Annotated in this window: 22 protein-coding genes; 10 read left to right on the top strand and 12 right to left on the bottom strand. The window is 66.7% G+C overall.

All coding sequences use genetic code 11. From position 1 onward, the window contains the following. The first annotated feature begins 18 nt into the window (after nucleotides 1-18). A complete protein-coding gene (locus tag OG921_RS18130; protein WP_266113889.1) occupies nucleotides 19-696 on the top strand; it encodes a histidine phosphatase family protein in 678 nt (225 codons plus the stop codon). Here the strand turns inward: OG921_RS18130 and OG921_RS18125 are convergent. The 3 genes from OG921_RS18125 to OG921_RS18115 form a co-directional block, all read right to left on the bottom strand. Further along, complete coding sequence (locus tag OG921_RS18125) at nucleotides 621-1,307, bottom strand: ZIP family metal transporter (protein WP_266113888.1); 687 nt, start codon at nucleotides 1,305-1,307, stop codon at nucleotides 621-623. The two genes, OG921_RS18130 and OG921_RS18125, sit on opposite strands and share 76 nt — an antisense overlap. A 72-nt stretch (nucleotides 1,308-1,379) precedes the next feature. Next, complete coding sequence (locus tag OG921_RS18120) at nucleotides 1,380-2,282, bottom strand: cutinase family protein (RefSeq protein ID WP_266113886.1); 903 nt, start codon at nucleotides 2,280-2,282, stop codon at nucleotides 1,380-1,382. A gap of 149 nt (nucleotides 2,283-2,431) precedes the next feature. Then, complete coding sequence (locus OG921_RS18115; protein WP_266113885.1) at nucleotides 2,432-2,947, bottom strand: hypothetical protein; 516 nt, start codon at nucleotides 2,945-2,947, stop codon at nucleotides 2,432-2,434. Nucleotides 2,948-3,031: 84 nt separating this feature from the next. Between OG921_RS18115 and OG921_RS18110 the strand changes: the two genes are divergently transcribed. Next, nucleotides 3,032-3,370 (top strand): helix-turn-helix domain-containing protein, encoded by a 339-nt coding sequence (locus OG921_RS18110; RefSeq protein ID WP_266113883.1) that lies wholly within the window; start codon nucleotides 3,032-3,034, stop codon nucleotides 3,368-3,370. Here the strand turns inward: OG921_RS18110 and OG921_RS18105 are convergent. Then, complete coding sequence (locus tag OG921_RS18105; RefSeq protein WP_266113882.1) at nucleotides 3,367-3,522, bottom strand: ClpP family protease; 156 nt, start codon at nucleotides 3,520-3,522, stop codon at nucleotides 3,367-3,369. The genes OG921_RS18110 and OG921_RS18105 overlap by 4 nt on opposite strands. Nucleotides 3,523-3,542: 20 nt before the next feature. Further along, nucleotides 3,543-4,151 (bottom strand): ClpP family protease, encoded by a 609-nt coding sequence (locus OG921_RS18100; protein ID WP_266113881.1) that lies wholly within the window; start codon nucleotides 4,149-4,151, stop codon nucleotides 3,543-3,545. 9 nt (nucleotides 4,152-4,160) lie between these two features. Between OG921_RS18100 and OG921_RS18095 the strand changes: the two genes are divergently transcribed. Further along, a complete protein-coding gene (locus OG921_RS18095) occupies nucleotides 4,161-4,655 on the top strand; it encodes a VOC family protein (protein ID WP_266113880.1) in 495 nt (164 codons plus the stop codon). A gap of 368 nt (nucleotides 4,656-5,023) precedes the next feature. On the opposite strand, the gene OG921_RS18090 is transcribed toward OG921_RS18095, so the two are convergent. From OG921_RS18090 to gltB, 6 genes are all read right to left on the bottom strand, one after another. Beyond that, a complete protein-coding gene (locus tag OG921_RS18090) occupies nucleotides 5,024-5,350 on the bottom strand; it encodes a hypothetical protein (RefSeq protein WP_266113879.1) in 327 nt (108 codons plus the stop codon). Further along, complete coding sequence (locus OG921_RS18085; RefSeq protein ID WP_266113878.1) at nucleotides 5,351-6,700, bottom strand: hypothetical protein; 1,350 nt, start codon at nucleotides 6,698-6,700, stop codon at nucleotides 5,351-5,353. A gap of 1 nt (nucleotide 6,701) precedes the next feature. After that, entirely contained in the window at nucleotides 6,702-7,001 is a 300-nt protein-coding gene (locus OG921_RS18080; protein WP_266113877.1) for a WXG100 family type VII secretion target, read from the bottom strand. A 5-nt stretch (nucleotides 7,002-7,006) separates the two neighbouring features. After that, on the bottom strand, nucleotides 7,007-7,327 hold the full coding sequence (locus OG921_RS18075) for a WXG100 family type VII secretion target (RefSeq protein ID WP_266113876.1): 321 nt from the start codon (nucleotides 7,325-7,327) through the stop codon (nucleotides 7,007-7,009). A gap of 149 nt (nucleotides 7,328-7,476) precedes the next feature. Beyond that, nucleotides 7,477-8,943 (bottom strand): glutamate synthase subunit beta, encoded by a 1,467-nt coding sequence (locus OG921_RS18070; protein ID WP_266113875.1) that lies wholly within the window; start codon nucleotides 8,941-8,943, stop codon nucleotides 7,477-7,479. Beyond that, nucleotides 8,936-13,579, bottom strand: coding sequence for a glutamate synthase large subunit (gltB, locus tag OG921_RS18065; protein WP_266113874.1), 4,644 nt, complete (start codon nucleotides 13,577-13,579; stop codon nucleotides 8,936-8,938). Before gltB ends, OG921_RS18070 begins: the two co-directional genes overlap by 8 nt. Nucleotides 13,580-14,186: 607 nt before the next feature. Between gltB and OG921_RS18060 the strand changes: the two genes are divergently transcribed. Then, the gene (locus OG921_RS18060; RefSeq protein ID WP_266113873.1) at nucleotides 14,187-15,713 is read left to right on the top strand and encodes a DUF4407 domain-containing protein; all 1,527 of its coding nucleotides are present in this window, start codon (nucleotides 14,187-14,189) and stop codon (nucleotides 15,711-15,713) included. Nucleotides 15,714-15,731: 18 nt separating this feature from the next. On the opposite strand, the gene OG921_RS18055 is transcribed toward OG921_RS18060, so the two are convergent. Further along, the gene (locus OG921_RS18055; RefSeq protein WP_266113872.1) at nucleotides 15,732-16,949 is read right to left on the bottom strand and encodes an acyl-CoA dehydrogenase family protein; all 1,218 of its coding nucleotides are present in this window, start codon (nucleotides 16,947-16,949) and stop codon (nucleotides 15,732-15,734) included. Nucleotides 16,950-17,107: 158 nt separating this feature from the next. Here OG921_RS18055 and sfnG point away from each other — a divergent pair, with 158 nt between their 5' ends. From sfnG to OG921_RS18025, 6 genes are all read left to right on the top strand, one after another. After that, nucleotides 17,108-18,223, top strand: a complete 1,116-nt coding sequence (gene sfnG, locus OG921_RS18050) for a dimethylsulfone monooxygenase SfnG (protein ID WP_266113871.1) — start codon at nucleotides 17,108-17,110, stop codon at nucleotides 18,221-18,223. Then, nucleotides 18,220-19,359: an SfnB family sulfur acquisition oxidoreductase gene (locus OG921_RS18045; protein ID WP_266113870.1), complete on the top strand. Its 1,140-nt coding sequence runs from the start codon at nucleotides 18,220-18,222 to the stop codon at nucleotides 19,357-19,359. The genes sfnG and OG921_RS18045 overlap by 4 nt, the downstream gene beginning before the upstream one ends. Before the next feature lie 40 nt (nucleotides 19,360-19,399). Further along, nucleotides 19,400-20,560, top strand: a complete 1,161-nt coding sequence (locus OG921_RS18040; protein WP_266113869.1) for an LLM class flavin-dependent oxidoreductase — start codon at nucleotides 19,400-19,402, stop codon at nucleotides 20,558-20,560. Nucleotides 20,561-20,662: 102 nt separating this feature from the next. Beyond that, on the top strand, nucleotides 20,663-21,742 hold the full coding sequence (locus OG921_RS18035) for an ABC transporter substrate-binding protein (protein WP_323182813.1): 1,080 nt from the start codon (nucleotides 20,663-20,665) through the stop codon (nucleotides 21,740-21,742). Next, nucleotides 21,742-22,593: an ABC transporter permease gene (locus OG921_RS18030; RefSeq protein WP_266113868.1), complete on the top strand. Its 852-nt coding sequence runs from the start codon at nucleotides 21,742-21,744 to the stop codon at nucleotides 22,591-22,593. Before OG921_RS18035 ends, OG921_RS18030 begins: the two co-directional genes overlap by 1 nt. 11 nt (nucleotides 22,594-22,604) lie before the next feature. Beyond that, nucleotides 22,605-23,315 carry an ABC transporter ATP-binding protein gene (locus tag OG921_RS18025; RefSeq protein ID WP_266113867.1) on the top strand — a complete coding sequence of 237 codons (711 nt, stop codon included), beginning with the start codon at nucleotides 22,605-22,607 and terminating at the stop codon, nucleotides 23,313-23,315. The last annotated feature ends 17 nt before the right edge of the window (nucleotides 23,316-23,332 follow it).

Genomic DNA, 23,332 nt, shown 5'->3' with positions numbered 1-23,332 from the left:
ACCGCATACGGTATCGGTGTGCAGTTGCTCCTGATCAGGCACGGCCTGCCCGAACACAGCCCCGGCGACAGTGACCCCGTCCTCGACGAACTCGGTCGTCGCCAGGCCGAGCGCGTTCCCGACGCCATCGCCCGGCACAACGTGTCGCGGATCGTGAGCAGCCCGCAGCGCCGCGCCCACCAGACTGCCGAGCCCACCGCCGAAAGGCTCGGTCTCGATGTGGAGATCGTGGACGGCCTCGCCGAGTATGACCGTGAGCTGCCGTTCTACATCCCGGTCGAGGACGCCAAACGCCAAGCCGGCTTCGAGCGGCTCATGCAGGGCGAGCTGCCCGAGCAGATCGATGTGCCGGCGTTCAAGAAGCGCGTGATCGAGGCGACCGACGGCGTGATCGACTCGTCGGAGCACAGCGCGTCGGTCGCGCTGTTCGCGCACGGCGGCGTGATCAACTGCTATCTCCAGCATGTGCTCGGCAACGAGAAGAGCCTCGGGTTTCAGATCGACTACTGCTCTGTGACGCGGATCCTGGTCTCGCGCAGCGGCCGCCGCGCTGTCGCGGCGGTGAACGAGACCGAGCATGTGTGGGATCTGCTGCCGCGCAATATTTCCCGCAACACCGCTCAGGCGCCAAGGGAGAACGCGACAACGAATCCCGCCGCGGTGGAGATGCCGACCCACCAACCACCCTCACGGTAGGCCTCCGGCATCAACGAGTCGGCCAGCACCGCGATGGTCGCGCCGCCGGCGAAGGCCTGAACGGTCGCGATGGCACCCGCGGGTATTTCGTCGGCCACCAGGTTCGCCGCAGGCACCACGAGCGCGAGCACCACCGCGGTCGCCGTCCACATCCCGAGCGCCCGCGGCATCGCGAACCCGGGTTTGCCGCGCATCGACGCCGCGCCCGCGACTGCCTCTGGCAGATTGCCGACCGCCACCGCGACCAGCAACACGAGCCCGCCCTCCGACAGCGAAACTCCGAGTGCCGTGTTCTCCGGGATACCGTCAAGCAGCGCGCCGATCATCAACGCGGGGCCCAGCGCCGCCGGACCGAGCTTGTTCTCAACCAGACGATCGGCCACGACGTAGACCACCGCGCCGAGCAGCAGCGTGCCGCCCGCGATCAGCATGCCTTCCTGCTCGAATGCGGGCGCGAACAGCTCGGTGCTCACCGCCGCCACCATTGCCCCGGAGCCGAACGCCATCAGCGCGGCGAGCACTGGGCGTGGCAGTTGGTAGCGCAGACCGACAACCGCGCCGAGCAGGATGGGCAGGGCTGTGCCCAGCCCGTACAGAATCGCTTTGGTCACCGGCGGGCCTTACCCTCGGCGCAGCAATCCCGAAACATCAAGCGACGGCGCGAATTCCCGCAGATCGGACATTTACGCCACGTCCAGCAACCAGTTTCGCAACCATTGCGTTGCGGTCGCGCCGTTCCGATCCACGACGTAGTTGCGGTAGTCCTGATGGATGCCGGACTGGTAGAAGGTGCGCAGTTCCTGCTCCCGCCGCTCGTTGGCCTGGTCGTTGAACTGCTGTTGCAGCACGCCGACGCCGCCCGCGGCGAGCAGGTCGTTGACGATCGCGCCGCCCTCCTGTGAGTACCGCCAGATATTTGCCGGGCTCGGATCCGATAGCTGCGCAAAGAAACCGGCACCCCTGACGAAGAAGTCGTCACTGGCGGTCGAGCAGTAGAGATCGCCCGCGGCGCAGAAGGTGCGGGTCTGCTGGCTCACCCAACCGAACCCGCCGACTCGAGGCCCGCCTGCACCCGCGCCGCCGACCGGCGGACCGACGAGCGCATCGGTCGGTGAGCGCCGCGGATCGGAGAGCAATCCGACCGCGGCGACCTTGTTCGCCGGTATCGCACCGATACCCGTGCCGATCTCCGCGGCCAGGTCACCGGCGGCGTCGGCACCCTGGCTGTACCCAAGCAACGCGATTCGGGTGCCCGGACACGCGCCGACCATCGACGTCACCATGCCCCGCGCGTTGTTCACCGCCTGCTGCTTCGAGACGCCGTACACGTCGGCTTCCCAGGGGAACGCGGTCGCCGGGTATCCGACGTAGTCGGTGCGAATGTTGCGCGGCAGGCCGTTGGTGACCGCGCCGAGCAGGCCCACGTCGTTGCCGTGTTCCCAGGTGCCGGGGATCGCCACGACGTACAGGCTCGGGCAGCCGGGTTGGGCGGCAGCAGATCCGGCGCCGACCGTGGAGCCGACGACCGCTGCCGCCGCGAGGCAGGCAAAAGTGGAGAACAGTGCGAGGGCTTTGCGTGCGCGCATCGTGACCGGCTTTCAGCGAAATCACCGACGCCACCTCGGCGTCCACCACCCCGCACCGTGGCCGATGCGGGATCGGCATTTGAAAAGTACCCCCGGTCGAGCGGTCGCGCCAGGAAGCGTCACGGAGATTCATGTGCTGGTTACGCCGATCAGCCGACCGTCACTCCGGAGAGCCGGGCGAAGTGCGCCGCGATCCGCCACTCGGCCCAGCCGTGCGCCTCCGCGATGCCGTCCGCGATCGTCCGCAAGTACGCCTCGACCGGCCGCGTCGGGGCCACCTCGGCGCTGCCGTGCGTGCTCGTGAACGTGTACATCGGGGCGTCATCGAGGACACCCACCTCGAGCACTCGGTCGTACACCGGCGGTTCCTGTGCTCGGATGTCGTCGAACTGCTCGCGCGTCACCAGGTAGCCCCGCGCGGGCGTCGGACCCGGTACGAGCGGGTCGTAGTAGGCGCGGCCACCGCCCCAGGTGTGGGATTCGCCGGCGAAGAAGACCGATCCGGGCAGCGTGATCGGCACCATCCGCCGCGGTGCGGCGCTGTCTCTGGCGCCGGTGTGCTCGATGCGGCCACCTGGTGGGCGGCCGCCCTCCAGGTAGCACGCCAGCCGTGCGGCCGACATGTTCGAGCCGTAGGCCACGTACCAGACACGCGATGTGGTCACATTTCGAGTCTGGCACGAGAGCGCGCCGCTCTGCTCTCAGCGGAACGCCTGCCACGGTTGGTCACGGCGGTGCCACCATGGGTCATGGCCGACATCCTGCGCTTTCACCCGAACCGCAATGCACCGGAACGCGAGCACGAGCCCGAACCGCTCTGGCGGGAGGCACTCGGGCGCAGCCTGCGCGCCGCTCGTGAGGACCGCGGCGATCGGCTCGTCGACATCGCCGACCGGGCCGGGATCTCGCCGCAGTACCTGTCCGAGATCGAACGCGGGCGCAAGGAACCGTCGAGCGAGATGATCGCCGCGGTCACCGGCGCACTCGGCATCGGCCTCGGCGGGTTGCTCGGCGGGATCGCCGACGAGCTGAACCAGCGCTGCATGCCGAGCCGCCGACCGGCCGGACCGGTCCTGCTGGCCGCTTAGACCCGCTCGTCGAGCACGTGGTCGGCCAGTCCGTAGCCGACGGCGGCTGCCGCATCGAACACCCGGTCCCGGTCGGTGTCGTGGCGCAGTTCCTCGACGGTGCGCCCGGTGTGTTTGGACAGGATCGCCTCGAGCTGCGCACGGATCCGCACCACCTCGTCGGCCGCCAGGATCAGGTCCGGGATGGTGCCGCGGCCCTGTGGCGAACCGGCATGACCTGGCCGAACTCGTCGACGATGTGGTCGATGAAGCCGTAATCGCGGGCCTGCGCGGCGGTGAACCACCGGTCGTGCAGCGAGTCGGCGAAGATCCGGTCGGGCGGCTGCCCGGTGTCGGCGGCGATGAGGCCGAGCACGGTGTCGCGGGTATGGCGCAGATCGTCGGCCTGCACCTCGACCTCGACGGCCGAACCGCCGATGCCCGCCGACCCCTGATGCATCAGGATCCGTGCGTGCGGCAGCGCGAACCGCTTACCGGGCGTGCCCGAGGAGAGCAGGAACTGCCCTGCGCTGCATGCCAATCCGAGGGCCATGGTGGCGACATCGCACGGTGCAAGCCGCATCACGTCCCGGATCGCCAGCATCGAGGGCACCGATCCGCCGGGCGAGTGGATCCAGAAGGCGATGTCCTGCTCCGGATCTTCCGCGGCCAGCGACAGAATCTGCGTCGCGAGGACAGTGCCGTTGTCGTCGTCGAGTGGTCCGTCGAGCACCACCACGCGCTGATGGAACAGCCGCTCGCGCAGCCGGTAGTCGAACATCGGAGTCTTGTCGTCGCTCATGTTTCGACAATGCCTGCCGCCGTGCAGGTTTGGGACGCCGTGCTGCGCTGGGCAGATCTGCCGTGGGCAGCGCCCTTGACAATCCCTCGTACGCTCGAATCTATGCGCCTATTCCGAGTGATTGTTCCAGTGCTCGACATCGATCAAGCGGCGACGTTCTACTCTGCGCTGTTGGGAAATCGCGGTGAACGAGTGACCAGCGGACGCCACTACTTCGACTGCGAGGGAATGCTTCTCGCCTGCCTTGATTCGTTGGCCGATGGTGACTCTCAGGCGTCCCCTCCGAATACCGGGCATTGCTACATCTCGACGAACGAACAACTCGACGCCGTCCGCGAGCGTGCCATCCTGGCTGGCGCCAAACCAGATCCTAAGCGCGGCGACATAACCGTCCAACCGTGGGGTGAGCGGTCTTTCTACGCGCGCGATCCGTGGGGGAACCCCTTCGCAATCGTCGAAGCGGGCACCGAGTACGTAGGTGGAGAGTTCAACTGGCCGGGGTAGCGCGCGCGCCGGGGCTCCAGGTTGGTTCGTGACACAAAACGGAAGCCGCAGGTCTTGACAATATCTTCAGCTTGGGACCGAATATCAGCCGATCGGCACCTCGGTGAGCTTCCAGGATGCCGCGGCGCCCTAGTGCTCCGAACCGGGCGAACTGAGCTGCATCAGCAGCAACCGGACTGTCGCGCCGTGCTGGCGGGCCAGTGCGTCTCCGGCCTGGCTGCGTTTCGGCTCCACCCCGCGCGACACCCGCAAGTCGGCTGGGTGCGGGCGAATTCGACGACATGTTCGGTCAGCCGGGCGTTCGCTTCGTCGGCGGTGTGTGTGCATCCATGTCGAAGGTGTAGGAAATCACCATCCGATTCTTCGCGCTAGCGACGATCTTCCAGGTGCGAGGTCATGAACTCGATGAACTCCCCCAGGTACTCCGCTGCCCCATCGCGTACCGGCTCTTCGGTCGGCGTGCCCGCGAGCACATCTGCGCGCAGCGAGACCGCGCCCTGCAGAATGGCATCACCCACCCGGGCGCGCTCGTCGGCCTCCATGCGAAACAACGAGACTGCCTCGTAGTAGTCCTGCAGCGTCTCGACGTCGGCGGGATCGCTCACAGACCGACGGGCACGCGACAAAACCATGCGGTACAGGGCTTTTCGCAGGGTGAACGTGCCTTCGTCGGTCTGGGCGAAAATGATTGCCATCTAGAATCCAATCCTCAAAATCTTGGCCTGCTCCTTCGGAGGTAACGAGTCCACGTACTCTCCGATCGCTTCCCTCGACTCCTCGCTGAAGCCGGTCAAGTCTATGATCGTGCCGTCGTTCGATTTTCGCAGGTGGGCGTCGATCGAATCCTCGAACTGTTGTTCCGCTCTTGGACTCCAGTGGTCCGAGGTTGCCGGATTGCCCATCTGGTCGTAGGTGTTGCCGTTCTTGTCGACGTATTCGCCGTCGCGCTCGTCGGGAACCCCGCGTAACCCCAGCTCCGGCCACGCCTCCTGGGCGCGACGCAACGTCTCCTGCTCGGCCGGGCGAAGTCGGTCGAAGTTCGGGTCCTCGGCCGGGTTGTTCGCGCCCGGCGCGTCACCGGCAACGGACGCGACGGTCAACGCCGTGATCGCGGACAGCGCGACGATGCTCAGTGCTTCACTGCTGAAGGTAATTCCGCCCAGAGCCGCAAGGAACGTTCCGCCCAGCGACGCGATCGTCCCGGCGGCCATGTCCAGTGCCGCTCCGGACACCGCCAACGATCCTGCTCCCGCGACGATCACGACGGCGATTACCGCGATCGAGATCGCCGCACCCACAATCATCGCGGTTACCTGCGTATCCACCTCGTCGCGGAACTCCACCAAGGCGCCATGGTGAGCGAACACGGAGTTGGACATGTCGTTCGAGACGAGTTGGATATCGGTCACGTTCCTGGCGAGGGTCTCGATGTGCCCGCTGAGATTCTTGATGTCCGGGGAATCGAATCGGGCCAGCGAGTCGCGCAGCGAATTGAGCTTTGCGGGGGCACCGCTGATCGTCTGGTGATCGGCAAAGGTGCGCCACGCCGTCGCGGCCTTGCTCAGCTTGTCCGTGTCGCCGTCCGGAATCTCGCCGCCGGCGATCTTCGCGGTCGCCTTCTCGAGCAGCTCCGGGTAGTTGGTGTCCAGACCGTTGCCGTTTTTCTTCGAAGAAGCCACGCCGGTGACGGAGAACGGCCCATAAGGCAGGTCGGTCGGCACCTTGCTGGGGCGTGTCGGAGCCGGCCCTCGATTCGGGTCGCGGTTCGCGCTGTAGTTGTGCCAGTCCCAGTTGTATCCGCAGGCGATGAAGATGTCACCGAGACGTTGTGTCGCCCGGGCGAATTCCGTGGCTGCGGACGTGAACGCGACTGCGCGATCGTCGTAGCTCTTCGCCCACGCCATGGCGGCCTGGTAGCCGCCGGCCATCCCGCCGGTGGCCAGCAGCGTCGACTGCAGTGGGTTGTATGCCGATTGGAATTCCTTCGACAGTTGGTAGCACGTCGTCGCGGCATCGTAGTACGACTGTGGTTCGACAGCGACCATGTCAGCCTTCCGTCATTCTCCGGTTGGCTTCCATTGCGGTCGAATAGCTTTCGTGCGCGTTGCGGGCGGCGGTCTCCATGTCCGTCAGCCCGTCGACGATCTCACGCACCGCCACCGCCCAATCGCGGTGCTCATCGGCGTACGCGTCCGCCGCGTAGCCACTCCACTTGCCCTCCTGGATCAACTGGGCCACCCGCGCGTCCAGCGACTCGAGCAGGTCGGTGACGAATCCGCCGAAACCCCGCACCGCCGAGGTCACCCGGTCGATCTCGTCGAGATCGAATTCGAATTTCGAGGTCATGGCGGTCAGTCGACCGCGACCGAGCGGACCGTCGCGGCGTTGGCATCGTCGGTCGCCTGATAGCCGGCTGCGCTGACGCCGAGCTTTTCGGCCAGGTCGGTCAGTGCATCCCATACCCCGAGCGCACCCTTGTGCACCTCGTCCCAACCGGAGCGATAGCCATCGGCCGCGGTGCCCTTCCACGTGTCCAGCAGTTGCGCGACGTCGCGATCGAGCGCTCCCGAGCCCGATTTCAACTGCTCGGCAACGTCGGCGGCGAATTGTCCGAGCGCCTGCACCTCTTCGGGGACGACGTGGACATGCGGGCGTGCGTCACCAGAAGTCATTTCCCCACCCCCCGGTCGGTAACAGGCAGGAGTCTAGCGCGCGTCGGACGTCCCGCGCGCCCAGGCTTCGGACGGACACCCGCAAAAACCGAAGGCCACCCGGCACGATGCTGCGCGGGTGGCCTTCGGTGAGCTCGAATCGAGCGAAACTACCTCTGCGCGACCATTGTCGGAACGATCGGTGCGGGCAGCGCGCTATGGCCCTCGAGGAACTTGTCCACGGCGGCCGCGGCGGCGCGACCCTCGGCGATGGCCCACACGATCAGCGACTGGCCACGGCCCGCGTCACCGGCGACGAAGACGCCCGGCACGTTGGTTGCCCAGTCGTCGGTGCGTGCGACGTTGCCGCGGTCGGTGTACTCCACACCGAGACCGTCGAGCAGCCCGGCCTTTTCGGGTCCGATGAAGCCCATGGCGAACAGCACCAGGTCCGCTTCGAGGGTGAACTCGGAGCCCTCGACCTTCTCGAACCTGCCGTCGACCATCTGCACTTCGTGCGCTTCGAGGGCGGTGACCTTCCCGTCCTTGCCGACGAACTGCTCGGTGTTGACCGAGTAGACCCGCTCGCCACCCTCTTCGTGCGCCGAAGACACCCGGTAGATCATCGGGTAGGTCGGCCACGGGTTGTTGACGCCGCGCAGTTCGGGCGGCTGCGCCATGATCTCGAACTGGTGAACGCTCTCGGCGCCCTGCCGATGCGAGGTGCCGAGGCAGTCCGCGCCGGTGTCGCCGCCGCCGATGATGACGACCTTCTTGCCCTTCGCGGTGATCGGCGGCTGGCCGCTCTCGTCGAGCACGTCGTCGCCCTGCTGCACGCGGTTGGCCCACGGCAGGAATTCCATCGCCTGGTGGATGCCGTCGAGTTCGCGGCCCGGGATCGGCAGGTCGCGGCCCACGGTGGAGCCGTTGGCCAGCACGATGGCGTCGAAGTCTGCGCGCAGCTGCGCGGCCGAGATGTCGACACCCGCGTTGACGCCGGCGCGGAAGACAGTGCCCTCGGCCTCCATCTGCGCGAGCCTGCGGTCGATGTGCCGCTTCTCCATCTTGAATTCGGGGATGCCGTAGCGCATCAGGCCGCCGATGCGGTCCGCACGCTCGAACACCGTCACGGTGTGTCCCGCGCGGGTCAGCTGCTGCGCGGCCGCGAGACCCGCTGGGCCCGAACCGATCACGGCGACCTTCTTACCGGTCAGCCCAGTCGGGTACACCGGCTGCACCCAGCCCTCGTCGAAGGCGTGGTCGATGATCTCGACCTCGACCTGCTTGATCGTGACCGGATCCTGGTTGATGCCGAGCACGCACGAACCCTCACACGGCGCCGGGCACAGCCGCCCGGTGAACTCCGGGAAGTTGTTGGTCGCGTGCAGGCGGTCGATCGCCTCGCGCCACCGGTCCTTGTAGACCAGGTCGTTCCACTCCGGAATCAGGTTCCCGAGCGGACAGCCGTTGTGGCAGAACGGGATACCGCAGTCCATGCAACGGCTGGCCTGACGCTGCAGAGTGGCGTCGTCGAAGTCTTCGTAGACCTCTTTCCAGTCCATCAGGCGCAGCGGCACCGGGCGACGCTGAGGTAGCTCCCGCGACGTGTGCTTCATAAATCCGCTGGGGTCACCCACGAGCTGCCTCCATGATCGCCTCGTCCACGTCGACGCCGTTCTTCTCGGCCTCGGAAATGGCGAGCAGTACCTTCTTGTAGTCGCGCGGCATCACCTTCACGAAGTGATTCACCTGCTGCGACCAGTCGCTCACGATGCGCTCGGCAACCGGTGAGCCCGTCTCGTCGCGATGCCGCGCGATAATGTCGCGCAGCCACGCGAAGTCGTCACCCTCGAGTTCTTCGAGGTCGACCAACTCGGTGTTGAGGTTGGCCTCGAAAGTGCCGTTCGGGTTGTAGATGTAGGCGACACCACCGGACATCCCGGCACCGAAGTTGCGACCGGTCTCACCGAGCACGACCACCTTGCCGCCGGTCATGTACTCGCAGCCGTGGTCGCCAACGCCCTCGACGACTGCGGTCGCACCGGAGTTGCGCACGCCGAATCGCTCACCCACGATGCCGCGGATCAATGCCTCGCCGTTGGTGGCACCGAACAGGATCACGTTGCCCGCGATGATGTTCTCCTCGGCGACGAACGCGGCCGGCGCGTCGAGCGGCGGACGCACCACGAGGTGGCCGCCGGACAGGCCCTTGCCGACGTAGTCGTTCGCATCGCCGAAGACGCGCAACGTGATTCCGGCCGGGACGAACGCGCCGAAGCTATTGCCCGCCGATCCGGTGAAGGTGATGTCGATGGTGTTGTCGGGCAGGCCGGCGCCACCATAGAGCTTGGTCACCTCGTGGCCGAGCATGGTGCCGACCGTCCGGTTCACGTTGGTGATCTTGGTGTCGAACTTGACCGGCTTGCCACGCTCGAGCGCATCGCGGCTCTGCGTGATCAGCTGCTGATCGAGTGCCTTGTCCAGGCTGTGGTCCTGCGACTTGGTGCAATACAGGTCCTGGGACATGAACGGCGTCTCGACCGTGGTCAGGATCGGCGAGAGGTCCAGCTTGCTCGCCTTCCAGTGCTCCTTGGCCTTGGTCGTGTCGAGCAGGTGCACCTGCCCGATTGCCTCGTTCATGGTGCGGAAGCCAAGTGCGGCAAGCAGTTCGCGCACCTCTTCGGCGATGAACTTGAAGAAGTTCTCGACGAATTCGGGCTTGCCGTCGAAGCGCTGGCGCAGCACCGGGTTCTGGGTTGCGACGCCGACCGGACAGGTGTCGAGGTGGCAGACCCGCATCATGATGCAGCCGGACACCACCAGCGGTGCGGTCGCGAAACCGAATTCCTCGGCGCCGAGCAGCGCGGCAACGACGACGTCACGGCCGGTCTTGAGCTGGCCGTCGACCTGCACGACGATACGGTCGCGCAGACCGTTGAGTAGCAGCGTCTGCTGCGTTTCGGCGAGGCCGAGCTCCCACGGGCCACCCGCGTGCTTCATCGAGGTCAACGGTGTAGCGCCGGTGCCGCCATCGTGCCCGGAGATGAGCACGACGTCGGAGTGCGCCTTGGACACACCCGCGGCGACCGTGCCGACACCCGGCTCGGACACAAGTTTCACGTGAATCCGAGCAGCCGGGTTCGCGTTCTTCAGGTCGTGGATCAGCTGGGCGAGATCCTCGATCGAGTAGATGTCGTGATGCGGCGGTGGCGAGATCAGCCCGACGCCCGGGGTGGAGCCACGGACCTCGGCGACCCACGGGTACACCTTGTGCGGCGGCAGCTGGCCACCCTCGCCGGGCTTCGCGCCCTGCGCCATCTTGATCTGGATGTCCGTGCAGTTGGTCAGGTAGTGCGCGGTGACACCGAAGCGGCCGGACGCGACCTGCTTGATCGCGCTGCGTCGCCAGTCACCGTTCTCCTCGACCTCGAAGCGCCGCGGATCCTCGCCGCCCTCACCGGAATTGGACCGGCCGCCGAGCCGGTTCATCGCGATGGCGAGCGTCTCGTGCGCCTCCGCCGAGATGGAGCCGTAGCTCATCGCACCGGTGGAGAACCGCTTGACGATGTCCGATACCGGCTCGACCTCGTCGATCGAGATCGGCGCGCGCTCCTCGGTGCGGAAGCGGAACAGGCCGCGCAACGATGCCAGCCGCGCGGACTGATCGTCGACGAGCTTCGTGTACTCCTTGAAGATCGAGTACTGCCCGCTGCGGGTGGAGTGCTGCAGCTTGAACACCGTGTCCGGGTTGAACAGGTGATACTCGCCCTCGCGACGCCACTGGTACTCGCCGCCCACCTCGAGCTCGCGGTGTGCGCGCTCCTTCGGGTTGGGCAGGAATGCGGTCGCGTGCCGCGCGGCGACGTCGCCGGCGATCTCGTCGAGGCCGATGCCGCCGAGGTGGCTGCGCAGGCCGGTGAAGTACTCGTCGACGAGTTCCTGCGACAGGCCGATGACCTGGAACAGCTGTGCACCGGTGTAGGACGCCAGCGTGGAGATGCCCATCTTCGACATCACCTTTAGCACGCCCTTGCCGGCCGCCTTGACGAAGTTCGCGACCGCCTTGTCGTAGTCGATGCCGGTCAGCCCACCACGGTCGAGCATGTCCTCGATCGACTCGAAGGCCATGTACGGGTTGATCGCGGACGCGCCAAAGCCGACCAGCATCGCGAAGTGGTGCACCTCACGGGCGTCACCCGCCTCCACGATCAGGCCGACCATGGTGCGGGTCTTCTCCCGGACCAGGTGGTGATGCACGGCGGCAGTCAGCAGCAGCGACGGGATCGGCGCCATCTTCTCGTTCGACTCGCGGTCGGACAGCACGATGATGCGGGCACCGCCGGCGATCGCCGTCGAGACCTGGGTCTGAATCGCCTCCAGCGACTTGCGCAGCCCCTCGCCGCCCTCGGCGACCGGGTACAGCCCGCGCACGACCACGGAACGCAGTTCGTTCCTGGTGCCCTCGTCGTTGATGTGGACGAGCTTCGCGAGGTCGTCGTTGTCCAGGATCGGCTGCGGCAGCACGACCTGCTTACACGATTGCGGACCCGGGTTGAGCAGGTCGCTCTCCGGACCGAGAACGCCCCCGATGCTGGTGACAACCTCTTCGCGGATGGCGTCCAGCGGCGGATTGGTGACCTGCGCGAACAGCTGCGAGAAGTAGTCGAACAGCAACCGCGGCCGAGCGGAAAGGACCGCGATCGGCGTATCGGTGCCCATCGAACCGATGGCCTCGGCGCCGGTCTTCGCCATCGGCGTGAGCAGGATGTTCAGCTCTTCGTTGGTGTAGCCGAAGATCTGCTGGCGGATCAGCACGCGGTCGTGCGACATGTGGATGTGCGGGCGGTCCGGCAACTTGTCGATCATGGTCAGGCCGGCGTCGAGCCACTCCTGGTAGGGGTGCTCGGCGGCGAGTGCGTCCTTCACCTCGTCGTCACCGACGATGCGGCCCAGCTCGGTGTCGACGAGGAACATCCGGCCCGGCTGCAGACGGATCTTCTGCACGACCTTCGACGGCTCGATGTCGAGCACGCCGACCTCGGAGGCCATCACGACGAGGCCGTCGTCGGTGACCCAGATGCGGCTCGGGCGCAGTCCGTTGCGGTCGAGCACGGCACCGACCACGGTGCCGTCGGTGAAGGTGACCGACGCCGGGCCGTCCCACGGCTCCATCAGCGTCGAGTGGAATTGGTAGAACGCCCGCCGCGCGGGGTCCATCGTGTCCTGCTTCTCCCACGCCTCGGGAATCATCATCAACACGGCGTGCGGCAGGCTGCGCCCACCCAGGTGCAGCATTTCGAGCACCTCGTCGAAACGCGCGGTGTCGCTGGCACCCGGGGTACAGATCGGGAAGATCTTCTCCAGCTTGTCCGTGCCACCGAACACGTCCGAGGAGATGAGCGCCTCGCGGGCGCGCATCCAGTTCTCGTTTCCGGTGACGGTGTTGATCTCACCGTTGTGCGCGACACGCCGGAACGGGTGCGCCAGCGGCCAGGACGGGAACGTATTGGTGGAGAAGCGGGAGTGCACCAGGCCGAGCGCGCTCTCCACGCGCTCGTCCTGCAGATCCAGGTAGAACGCCTTGAGCTGCGGCGTGGTCAGCATGCCCTTGTAGACGATGGTCCGGCCGGACAAGCTCGGGAAGTAGACACCCTCCGGCACCGAGCTGCCGCGATGTGCGTTGGAGGCGAGTTCGTGCTCGATGCGCTTGCGGATGACGAACGCGCGACGCTCGAGGTCCATGCCGGTGACGGGGATGCGCGAACCCGGCCGCGGGCCGATGAACAGCTGATGCAGCGTCGGCATCGCGTCGCGTGCGAGCGCGCCCAGCGACGATTCGTCGGTGGGCACGGCACGCCAGCCGAGGACGGCGAGGCCCTCTTCTTCGACGATCTGCTCGACACCGATGCCGGCTTTGCGCGCCTCGGCGCGGGCCTGCGGAAGGAACGCGATGCCGGTGGCGTAGGAGCCCTCTTCGGGAAGTTCGAAGTCCACGACGGCGCGGTAGAACTTGTCCGGAACCTGCAGGAGAATTCCGGCGCCGTCACCCGTGTTGGGTTCGGCGCCCGCGGCACCACGATGCTCGAGATTCACCAGGGCGGTGATGGCCTTCTCGACGATGTCCCGGCTGCGACGACCATGCATATCGACAACGAAAGCGACACCACAGGCGTCGTGCTCGTTGATAGGGTCGTAGAGGCCGACCGGTCCGGGGGACCTGTGGCCTGGAAGCGCGGTCTGCCCGCTGCGCGGGCTCCGCTCGAATTCCTTCATACCTAGCCTTCGTATGCATCGATAACCAGCGCCGTCGGTGGTCATCCCGGTGCAGAGGGATCTGCGATTGTCGACCTGCAACGCCGCAGGACTGCGTTGTCTGCCTGCAACGTCGCAGGACTGCGCTGTCTGCCTGCAACTTCGCAGGACGTCGGGTCGCGACACGATCTCGCGATCGATATTGCGGATAGCGACTACCCGAACGCTGGTAGTTCTTCGAGCGATGTCTACAGCGTCGTCGACAGCGCCCCGGTAAATCTGCTTTCCGCACGCAGACACCGAAGGTCATTCGGCATCAGTTCGCAACGATAAGTCAAAACCTTGGGAAACTACCAACCAAGGGCATCCTTATAGACCCTTCTACCTGGGAAATGTCGGCGCCGGTGCCGCATTTGGTTAACCCCAGTGTAAGGCAGGTTTTGCACACCTCTGCACGAACAAGGTTGTGGCGCTACCGACAAGTAAGAAGCTTGTGAACCTTCCCACAGCGGGGTACCCGGACCGGTTCTCGCAGACCGGTTGCTGAGATGGTGGAGAGAGCAAGATCACGCCCGCCCCGCTCGATGGGGAGTGCTTTCCGGCGGGCATGAAATTGAAGGGGGAAGTCGTGAACTCGGAAGTAACGTCGCGACCGAAATCGGCCGGCGCACGCGCGTCCGAATCGGTCGGCGCACGCGCCGGGGCCGGACTCACCTGGCTCGGCGGCGGGCACCGGGCAGAGCTGCCCGAAGCAGACGAGCGATCCACCTTCGCCGTCGTGGGGGCACTCGTCGCGCTCGTCGGAATACTGTCCTGGCTGGTCGCGAGTGCCGCGCTCGTACAGGCGACGACCTGGCCGTGGCCTGCTGCGGGATTCGCCGCGATTCCGATCGGCCTCCTGGTCAGCGCGGTGGCCAGGGCGATCTCGGGCGGTGCACGCGACAGCCGCGGCCTCGCCGGCCGGGTCGGTGTCGCGCTCGTCGTGGGCGTCGTCGTCGGCGAACTGCTCGCCACCGTCTTGTTCTCCGGCGCCGTGGACCGCCGGCTTGCCGACGCGGCACAGGCCGACGCCGCGACCGCGCCGGCCGTCGTGCGGGCGCAGGACGAACTCGACCGGGCGCGCGCGGATCGCGTCGCCCTCGACACCGCGGTCACCGAGGCACGGACGCTGCGCGACGAGGCCCTGATCACGGCGCGCTGCGAATTCAACCCGTCGCCCGAATGCCCGCCCGCCCAGATCACCGGCGTGCCCGGGAGTGGGCCGGAGGCGCTGACCGCCAACGAACGGCTCGACGACGCGCAGGCGGAACTCAACTCCGCGATCGATGCCCGCGACGAACGGGCGCAGCAGCTCGAATCGACGATCACCGACCGCGACGCGGCGCTGACGCAGGCACACGACGCCGCGGCGGTCCAGGCTTCGAACGGACTCGGCGACCGGTGGGCGGCGATGAACAGCTACACCGCGGACAACCCCGGGGCGCTCGTGCTGCGGCTGGTGTCGATCGCCTTCATGACGATGCTGACCCTGCTTCCCATGCTGCTGCGTCGTTGGCGAGGCGAAACCACACAGGATCGGCATGTCGCCGCTCGCGCCGCGCAGGATCGCGCGGTGGTCGCGGCCGATACCGCGATCGTGCAGAACCGTGAGCAGGCCCGCGTCGCGGTGCTATCGGGTCCTTCCGCAGGCCCCACTCCCGTGTCTTCGGAGCGGGTGCAGCCGGACCGCGCGCTCGAAGCCGGACCTGCATCAGCCCCATCAACCGAACTGGTGCCTGCGCCGAGTGGTTCGTCGAGCCCGGCCCTGCTCGACTCGATCGAATCGGTGACCAAGGCCGCCACCCGCTGGGTGAGCCCCTTCGTCCCGCAGGCCGTCGCCCGTGCGATCGACAGCACCGCCAACTATCCGGTGCGGATGGCGCGAACGGTCATCGAAGAAGTCGAGGAGTTCACCGTCACGGTCAAGCGCACCTCCCGCGTCACCGTGCACACCGAGGAGGTCGGGCCCAGCGACGACCAGCAACCGATCATTCTCGACGAGGCACAGCACGATGACGTTCGGCACGCGCAGCTGCAACGGACGGAGCCCCCGACCGAGCGCCGTTCGGCACTGGTCGAGGGCTCCCCACCGCGCACCCTTCCCCGGGGCCGCTGATCCGGCCCCTCCAACCGGTCAGCTGTACCAGGTGGGCTGCGGCAGTTCTCCGGTCAGCACCCAGCGGCCGACCTCGCGGCGCTTGTACGCCACGGGGTCGTGCAGCGTGTGCGTACGCACGTTGCGCCAGAACCGGTCGAAGCCGTACTTGCTCGCCGTAGCTCGTGCGCCGAGCGCCTCGAACACCGTCGAGGTGATCTCGAGCGACACCTCGGTCGCCCGCGCCTTGACCGCCGCGACGCGAACCTCGTGATCGCCGCGCTGCTGTTCGGTGATGTTCCACGCGTCGTCGTGAATCCGCTGCCCCTCCTGCGCGACCGCGTCGGCAAGAGCTTCGGCCGCCCACAGCTTCGCGGTGAGATCGCCGTAGATGTCGATGATGTAGGGCTCGTCGACGGCCTTGTCCACCGTGCTGTGTAGCCATGCCCGCGTGTTGGAGCGCGTGTAAGCGGCGGCGGTTTCCAGTGCGCCGCGGGCGATGCCGAGATAGAAGTTGACGAACACCAGCTGGATCGTCGGGACGTTGAGGGTGTTGTAGACCCTTGGCTGGAACTGCTTGTCGACGAAGCCCGCCGCGTCCGACCAGGGCACCCGCACACCGTCGATCCGCACGCCACCGCTCTCGGTGACGCGCTGACCGATGTTGTCCCAGTCGTCGAGGAACTCGAGGCCCGTCGAATCCGAGGGCACGATCGCGAAGATATGCGTCTCCGTGCCTTTCAAGACACCTTCGAGCACCGTCACATCGGAAACCCGACTGCCGGTGGAGAAACTCTTGCGCCCGTTGAAAACCAGGGTGTCGCCCTCGTCGATGATCACGACGTCCTCGTCGCGTGGGTTCACCGCACCGCCGAAGAACCACGCCTGCGCCGTCGCCGCCGCCTCCACCTGCTCGATCTGCTCGCGGGTGCCGACCAGCCGGGCAGCCCAGAACCACAGATAGTGGTAGCCGAGCAGTTGGCCCAACGACCCGTCCGCGCCGGCGATGATCCGGATCACGCGGTACGCGGTCGGCCAATCCTGGCCTCCGCCACCGTGTTCGGTGGGCCCGAGCAGCGTGACCAGCCCGGATTCCTTGAGCAACCGGACTTCCTCGACCGGCGCCTCGGCCGCGCGGTCGCGCTCCACTGCGTCGACGGCGAGCAGCGCCGCCACCTCCGAGGCGCGAGTCAGCCACTGTTCGGGGGTCTCGGGCCGGGTCGTCCAGTTGCGGTTGCGATTCTCGATGGTCGTCATGCCAGGTAGTCAACGTCGCAGAGCGGGACCCACCCCACACTTCTGCTCGGCGTGACGCGAACCGGAGTGCTGTTCATGGGAGTTTCGGACTGTCAACACTTTTGCGCAACACATTCCTATCGGTTGGTCGGCACGCCGGGGCCGGACACCCTGCATGAATGAGTACCGAGCGCATCGCCGAACAGATCAAGTTCGCATACTGGGTGCCGAACGTCAGCGGCGGCCTGGTGACCAGCGATATCGAACAACGCACAAGCTGGGACTACGAGTACAACAAGAAGCTCGCGCAAACCGCGGAGAACAACGGCTTCGAGTACGCACTGAGCCAGGTCCGCTACGAGGCGAGCTACGGCGCCGAATACCAGCACGAGTCGACCAGCTTCAGCCTCGCGCTGTTGCTGGCCACCGAACGACTCAAGGTGATCGCCGCGGTACATCCCGGCCTGTGGCAGCCCGCCGTGCTGGCAAAGCTCGGTGCCACCGCCGACCACCTGTCTAACGGCCGGTTCGCAGTGAACGTCGTCAGCGGCTGGTTCAAGGATGAATTCACCCATCTCGGCGAGCCGTGGCTCGAGCACGATGAGCGGTACCGACGCAGCGCGGAATTCCTGCAGGTGCTGCGCAAGATCTGGACCGAAGACGACGTCGACTTCCGGGGCGACTTCTACCGCATCCACGACTTCACCCTGAAGCCGAAGCCGCTCAACACCCCCGAACGACCGAATCCCGAACTGTTCCAAGGTGGTAACTCCGCCGCGGCTCGCCGCAATGCCGGACGGTTCTCGGACTGGTACTTCAGCAACGGCAAGGACTACGACGGGGTCACCGAACAGCTCGACGACGTGCGCACCGTCGCGCGCGAACACGATCGCGAGGTGCGGTTCGGGCTGAACGGCTTCATCATCGCCCGCGACACCGAGAAGGAAGCCCGCGAGACACTGCGCGAAATCATCGCCAAGGCGAACAAGCCTGCCGTCGAAGGCTTCCGCAACGCCGTCCAGCAGGCGGGTGCGTCGACCGCGGACAAGCAAGGCATGTGGGCGGATTCGAGCTTCGACGATCTCGTGCAGTACAACGACGGCTTCCGGTCCCAGCTGATCGGCACGCCGGAGCAGATCGCCGAACGAATCGTGCACTACCGCACCCTCGGGGTCGATCTCGTCCTGGGCGGCTTCCTGCATTTCCAGGAGGAGATCGAATACTTCGGCGCCCGCGTGCTGCCATTGGTGCGCGAACTCGAGGCCGACCGCCGGCTCGCACCCGCCGGCGCATGACGCTCCTCGGCACTGCCGCAAAGCTGGCCGACTCGTTTCGCGAGTCGGCCGGCGTGCGTGATGCCCACCATTCGTTGCCCTACACCGAGATCGAGGAGCTGTCCGCCGCGGGCGTCTACGCGGCGAGCGTGCCCGCCGAATACGGCGGCGCGGACCTACCGCCCTCCCAGATCGCGGAGATTCTGCGCCTGCTTGCGGTCGCCGACCCGAACATTGCGCAAATCCCGCATAGCCACTTCGTCTACGTGCACCTGCTGAAGCTCGCCGGCACGCACGAGCAGAAAGAGTTCTTCTTCCGGGAATTGCTCGACGGCAAGCGATTCGCGAATGCGCAGTCCGAACGCAACACCCGCACCATCGCCGAGGTCAACACGCGCTACCGCGACGGCCGACTCGACGGGATCAAGTACTACTGCACCGGAACACCTTTCGCGCACTGGATTCCGGTGCTGGCGCAGAGTGCGGCCGGACAGGTCGTGATCTTCGTGCCCGCCGACGCGTCGGGGGTGCAAGTGGACGAGGACTGGGATGCGCTCGGTCAGCGCACCACCGGAAGCGGCACGGTCACCGTCGACAACGTGGCCGTCCGGCCCGAATGGGTGATCCCGCGCGCACCGGCGTTCGACGGCCCGACCGGCTTCGGTGCATATGCGCAATTGCTGCACGCCGCGATCGACACCGGCATCGCGCGGGGAGCCCTCGAAGATGCGGTCGCGTTCGTACAGACGAAAGCCCGGCCCTGGTTCGAGGCGGAGGTAGAACGAGCAGTCGATGATCCGTTGCTTGTGCAACGGTTCGGTGAACTCGGTGTCGCGGTCGCCTCGGCCGAAGCCACGCTGGCCGCTGCCGGGCGCGCGGTGGATCGGGTGGTGGCCGAACGGACCGACACCGCAGCGACCGAGGCATCCATGGCCGTCGCGGTGGCGAAGGTGGTCTCCGATCGCAGCGCGCTCGAGGTGTCTTCTGCGCTGTTCGAGGCAGGTGGAACTCGAAGTGCAGCAGCTGGTTCCGGACTCGATCGACACTGGCGCAACGCCCGGACGCACACCCTGCACGATCCGATTCGCTGGAAGTACCAGCACATCGGGCGCTCCGTGCTGCGCGGCGAAGCACCCCCGCGCCACGGCCTTGTCTGAATCGCCGCCGTATCTGAATTGCCCACAGAGGAGTTTTCGAATGAGCTTGTCATTTCACTGGTTTCTCCCGACCTACGGTGATTCGCGCGGACTGATCGCCGGCGGGCACGGCACCTCGATGTCCGGGGACCGGCCCGCCACGTTGCGCTACCTCAACCAGATCGGTGCGGCGGCCGAGGACAACGGTTTCGATGCCGTACTCACCCCGACCGGTGCTTGGTGTGAGGATGCGTGGCTCACCACGGCCGCGATGATCGAAACCACCGAGACGCTAAGGTTTCTCGTCGCATTCCGTCCCGGCCTGGTCAGCCCGACACTCGCCGCGCAGATGGCGGCCACGTTCCAATGGCAGTCGAATGGCCGCCTGCTGCTCAATGTCGTCACCGGCGGCGAGGCGCACGAGCAGCAGGCCTACGGTGACTTCCTCGGCAAGGACGAGCGCTACCAACGCTGCGGCGAATTCCTCGACGTCGTGCGCAGCCTGTGGACCTCGGACGAGCCGGTAACATTCGAGGGCCGCCACATTCGGGTACGCAACGCCCAGCTCGGCCGCCGCCCCGACCCCCTCCCCCCGGTGTTCTTCGGCGGCTCGTCCGGCCCCGCCGGCCCGGTCGCGGCGAAGTACGCCGACACCTACCTCACCTGGGGTGAACCACCGGCCGCGGTGGCCAAGAAGCTGGACTGGATACGTGGTCTGGCCGTCGACAACGGTCGCATCCTGGACTACGGCCTCCGCGTACACGTGATCAGCCGGGACACCTCCGAAGCCGCGTGGGCCGAGGCCGACCGACTGCTCGACGGCATCAACCCCGCCGATATCGAACGGGTGCAAGCGAACCTGCGCCGCAGCGAGTCCGAGGGTCAGCGCCGAATGCGCGAACTTCATGACGGGGCACTGTCGTCCGACCACTCCGACCGTCGCCGGCTCGAGGTGGCACCGAACCTGTGGGCCGGTGTCGGGCTGGTGCGCGGCGGCGCGGGCACGGCCCTGGTCGGCTCGCACGGGGAGGTCGCCGACCGCCTTGCCGAGTACGCACGGACCGGCATCCGGCATTTCATCCTGTCCGGCTACCCGCACCTCGAGGAGGCGTACTGGTTCGGCGAGGGAGTGCTGCCGATCCTGGAGCGACGCGGGCTGTGGACCCACCCACACCGGGCCGATCGCGGGCCGGTGTCGGTCCCGTTCGCCTCGGCACACTGAGTTCGCGCAGATTCGGGCAATCACGATTCCGGGATGTCGCGGGTTCCGATCACGGCAACGTAAACGGTGTTGCGGTGCCGCGATTCCGGTTGGAATCGGGGCATGTATGCCATACGCCGGTGGGGCCGAGTCCCGGTCCTGCTCCTCGCCGCAACCGCCGTCGTCGCCTCGTTGTCCACCGGTTGCTCGTCGGAGGACGAGCCCGACAACGCGGTCTCCGCGGACGCCCCGCTGCCCACCGAGATCCCGCCGGGAACGAAGCTCGTGATCGCCGATCAGTCCGAGCGGCAGCAGGGTTTCCTCGGCGCGTCCGGCGAGCGCGAGAAGCTGCCGTTCGCGGCCGAGTTCGCGAATTTCGTCGGTGGTCCGGCGATCCTGGAGGCGTTCCGCGCCGGTGCCGCCGATGTCGCCCTGGTCGGTGATACCCCGCCGATCCAGGCGCAGCTCGCCGGCCAGGACGTACCGATCATCGCGGCATTCCAGGCCGATCCGAACAGCATTCGGATCACCGTCGGACCCGACAAGAACATCAATTCGCTCGCCGACCTGAAGGGCCACAAGATCGCGTTCGCGGAAGGCACCGCGCAGCAGGTCGTGGTGCTGCGCGCGCTGGAGAAGGCGAATCTCAAACCCGACGACGTGGAGCTGGTCCGGTTGCAGCTCTCCGAGTTTCCCGACGCGGTGCGCACCGGCCAGGTCGATGCGGCGCCGCTCAGCGAGCCCACGCTCACCCGCGTACTGCGCACCCCCGGGACGCACACGATCTCCGAAGCGGAGGCCGAAGGCACCGCAACCGGACTGAGCTTCCTCTACGCGCGTCGCGAAGCACTGCAGGATCCGGCGAAGGCCGCCGCATTGCGCGCCTACGTCGCCTCGCTGATTCGTGCGGTGCAGTGGACCAACGAACACCCCGACGAATTCATCGCGAAGTACTACGTCGGCGGGCAGAAGCTGAAGCCGGAAGAGGGTGAGGCGATCGTGGACTCGCTTGGTGCCTACGCGTTCCCGCATCTCGACCAGGAACTCGTCGACCGGCAGCAGGACACCATCGACGTCATCGACCGCGCGGGTCAGTTACCCAAGGAGATCGAGGCCGCAGACGGATTCGACCTGCGCTTCGACGAGGTGATCACGCAGACCGTCACAGAGACCGGAGCCGGCTTCGAGCGGGAGACCAGTTGATGGCCGTACACGCGGCGCCCCGAGTCCGTCCGGTCCCGCGCAACACAACCCGGCTCCCGCTGCGAAAAGCGACCGGGCGCAGGCTCGGACCCGGTCGTCCCATCCCGTTCGGTGTCGCCCTCGGTCCCCTACTGCTCGTACTTGCGTGGGTGATCAGCTCGGCGGCCGGCGTGCTCGATCCCGAAACCTTGCCCGCGCCTTGGACCGTCGCTCAGACGGCAGGCGACCTGATCGCCGACGGCCGCCTGCAAAGCAATCTGCTGACCTCGGTGCAACGAGCGGCGATCTCGCTGGTGCTCGGTGTGGTGATCGGTGTCGTCCTCGCGCTGCTGGCCGGGCTCACCCGGCTCGGTGAGGCGATCGTGGACGGGCCGGTCCAGATCAAGCGAGCCATCCCGACGCTCGCCCTCATCCCGCTGTTCATCGTGTGGTTCGGCATCGGTGAGCAGATGAAGATCATCGTAATCACCACCAGCGTGCTGATCCCGGTGTACATCAACACGCACGCCCAACTGCGCGGCGTCGATGGCCGGTACGTGGAACTCGCAGAGACCGTCGGACTTTCGCGCTGGCAGTTCGTTCGCCATGTTGCGCTGCCCGGCTCGCTGCCCGGATTCTTCACCGGACTGCGCATGGCGGTGACGATCTCGTGGCTCGCGCTCGTCGTGGTGGAACAGGTCAACGCGACCAGTGGCATCGGCTATCTGATGACGCAGGCCCGCACCTACGGCCAAATCGACGTGATCGTCGTCGGGCTCGTCGTCTACGCCCTGTTCGGGTTGATCAGCGACACCGCGGTGCGCCGACTCGAGCGGAGGACATTGTCGTGGCGACAGTCACTGGGCGATTGAACAGCGAGAGATTGACAAGCGCGCGACTGAGTGTCCGGACCCGCGATCTGGTCCGGGGTTTCGACGACCGGGCCGTGCTTCGCGGTGTCGACGTCGATATCGCCGCTGGTGAGTTCGTCGCGCTGCTGGGACGCAGTGGGTCGGGAAAGAGCACGCTGCTGCGCGCACTCGCGCAGCTCGACCACGGCGTGCCCGGTTCCGGCGAGTTGGATGTCCCCACGAAACGGGCTGTGGTGTTTCAGGATTCCCGCCTGCTGCCATGGGCACGGGTACTGGACAACGTGATCCTCGGTCTGCGCGGACCGAACGCCCGCGAGCGCGGCAAACAGGCACTCGAGGAGGTAGGCCTGGCGGGACGGGACGGTGCGTGGCCGAAGGAACTCTCCGGCGGCGAACAGCAGCGGGTCGCGTTGGCGCGCTCACTGGTCCGCGAACCCGAACTGCTGCTGGCCGACGAGCCCTTCGGCGCGCTCGACGCGCTCACCCGCATCAAAATGCATGTGCTGCTGCAGGAGCTGTGCGCACGGCACCGCCCGGCGGTTCTGCTCGTGACCCATGACGTCGACGAGGCAGTGCTGCTCGCCGACCGAGTGCTCGTGCTCGACGACGGTCGGATCGCGCTCGACCGCCGGATCGACCTCCCCCGGCCGCGGACACACGCCGACGCCGGCTTCGCCGCCCTGCGCCGAGAACTACTGACCAGTTTGGGTGTTGGCGCGTAGGCGTCCCCCGATATCCA

Source organism: Aldersonia sp. NBC_00410 (genome assembly GCF_026342035.1).
Lineage (GTDB): Bacteria > Actinomycetota > Actinomycetes > Mycobacteriales > Mycobacteriaceae > Aldersonia.
Note: the sequence above shows the minus strand (reverse complement) of the source record. Positions and strands in the feature narration are given on the sequence as shown.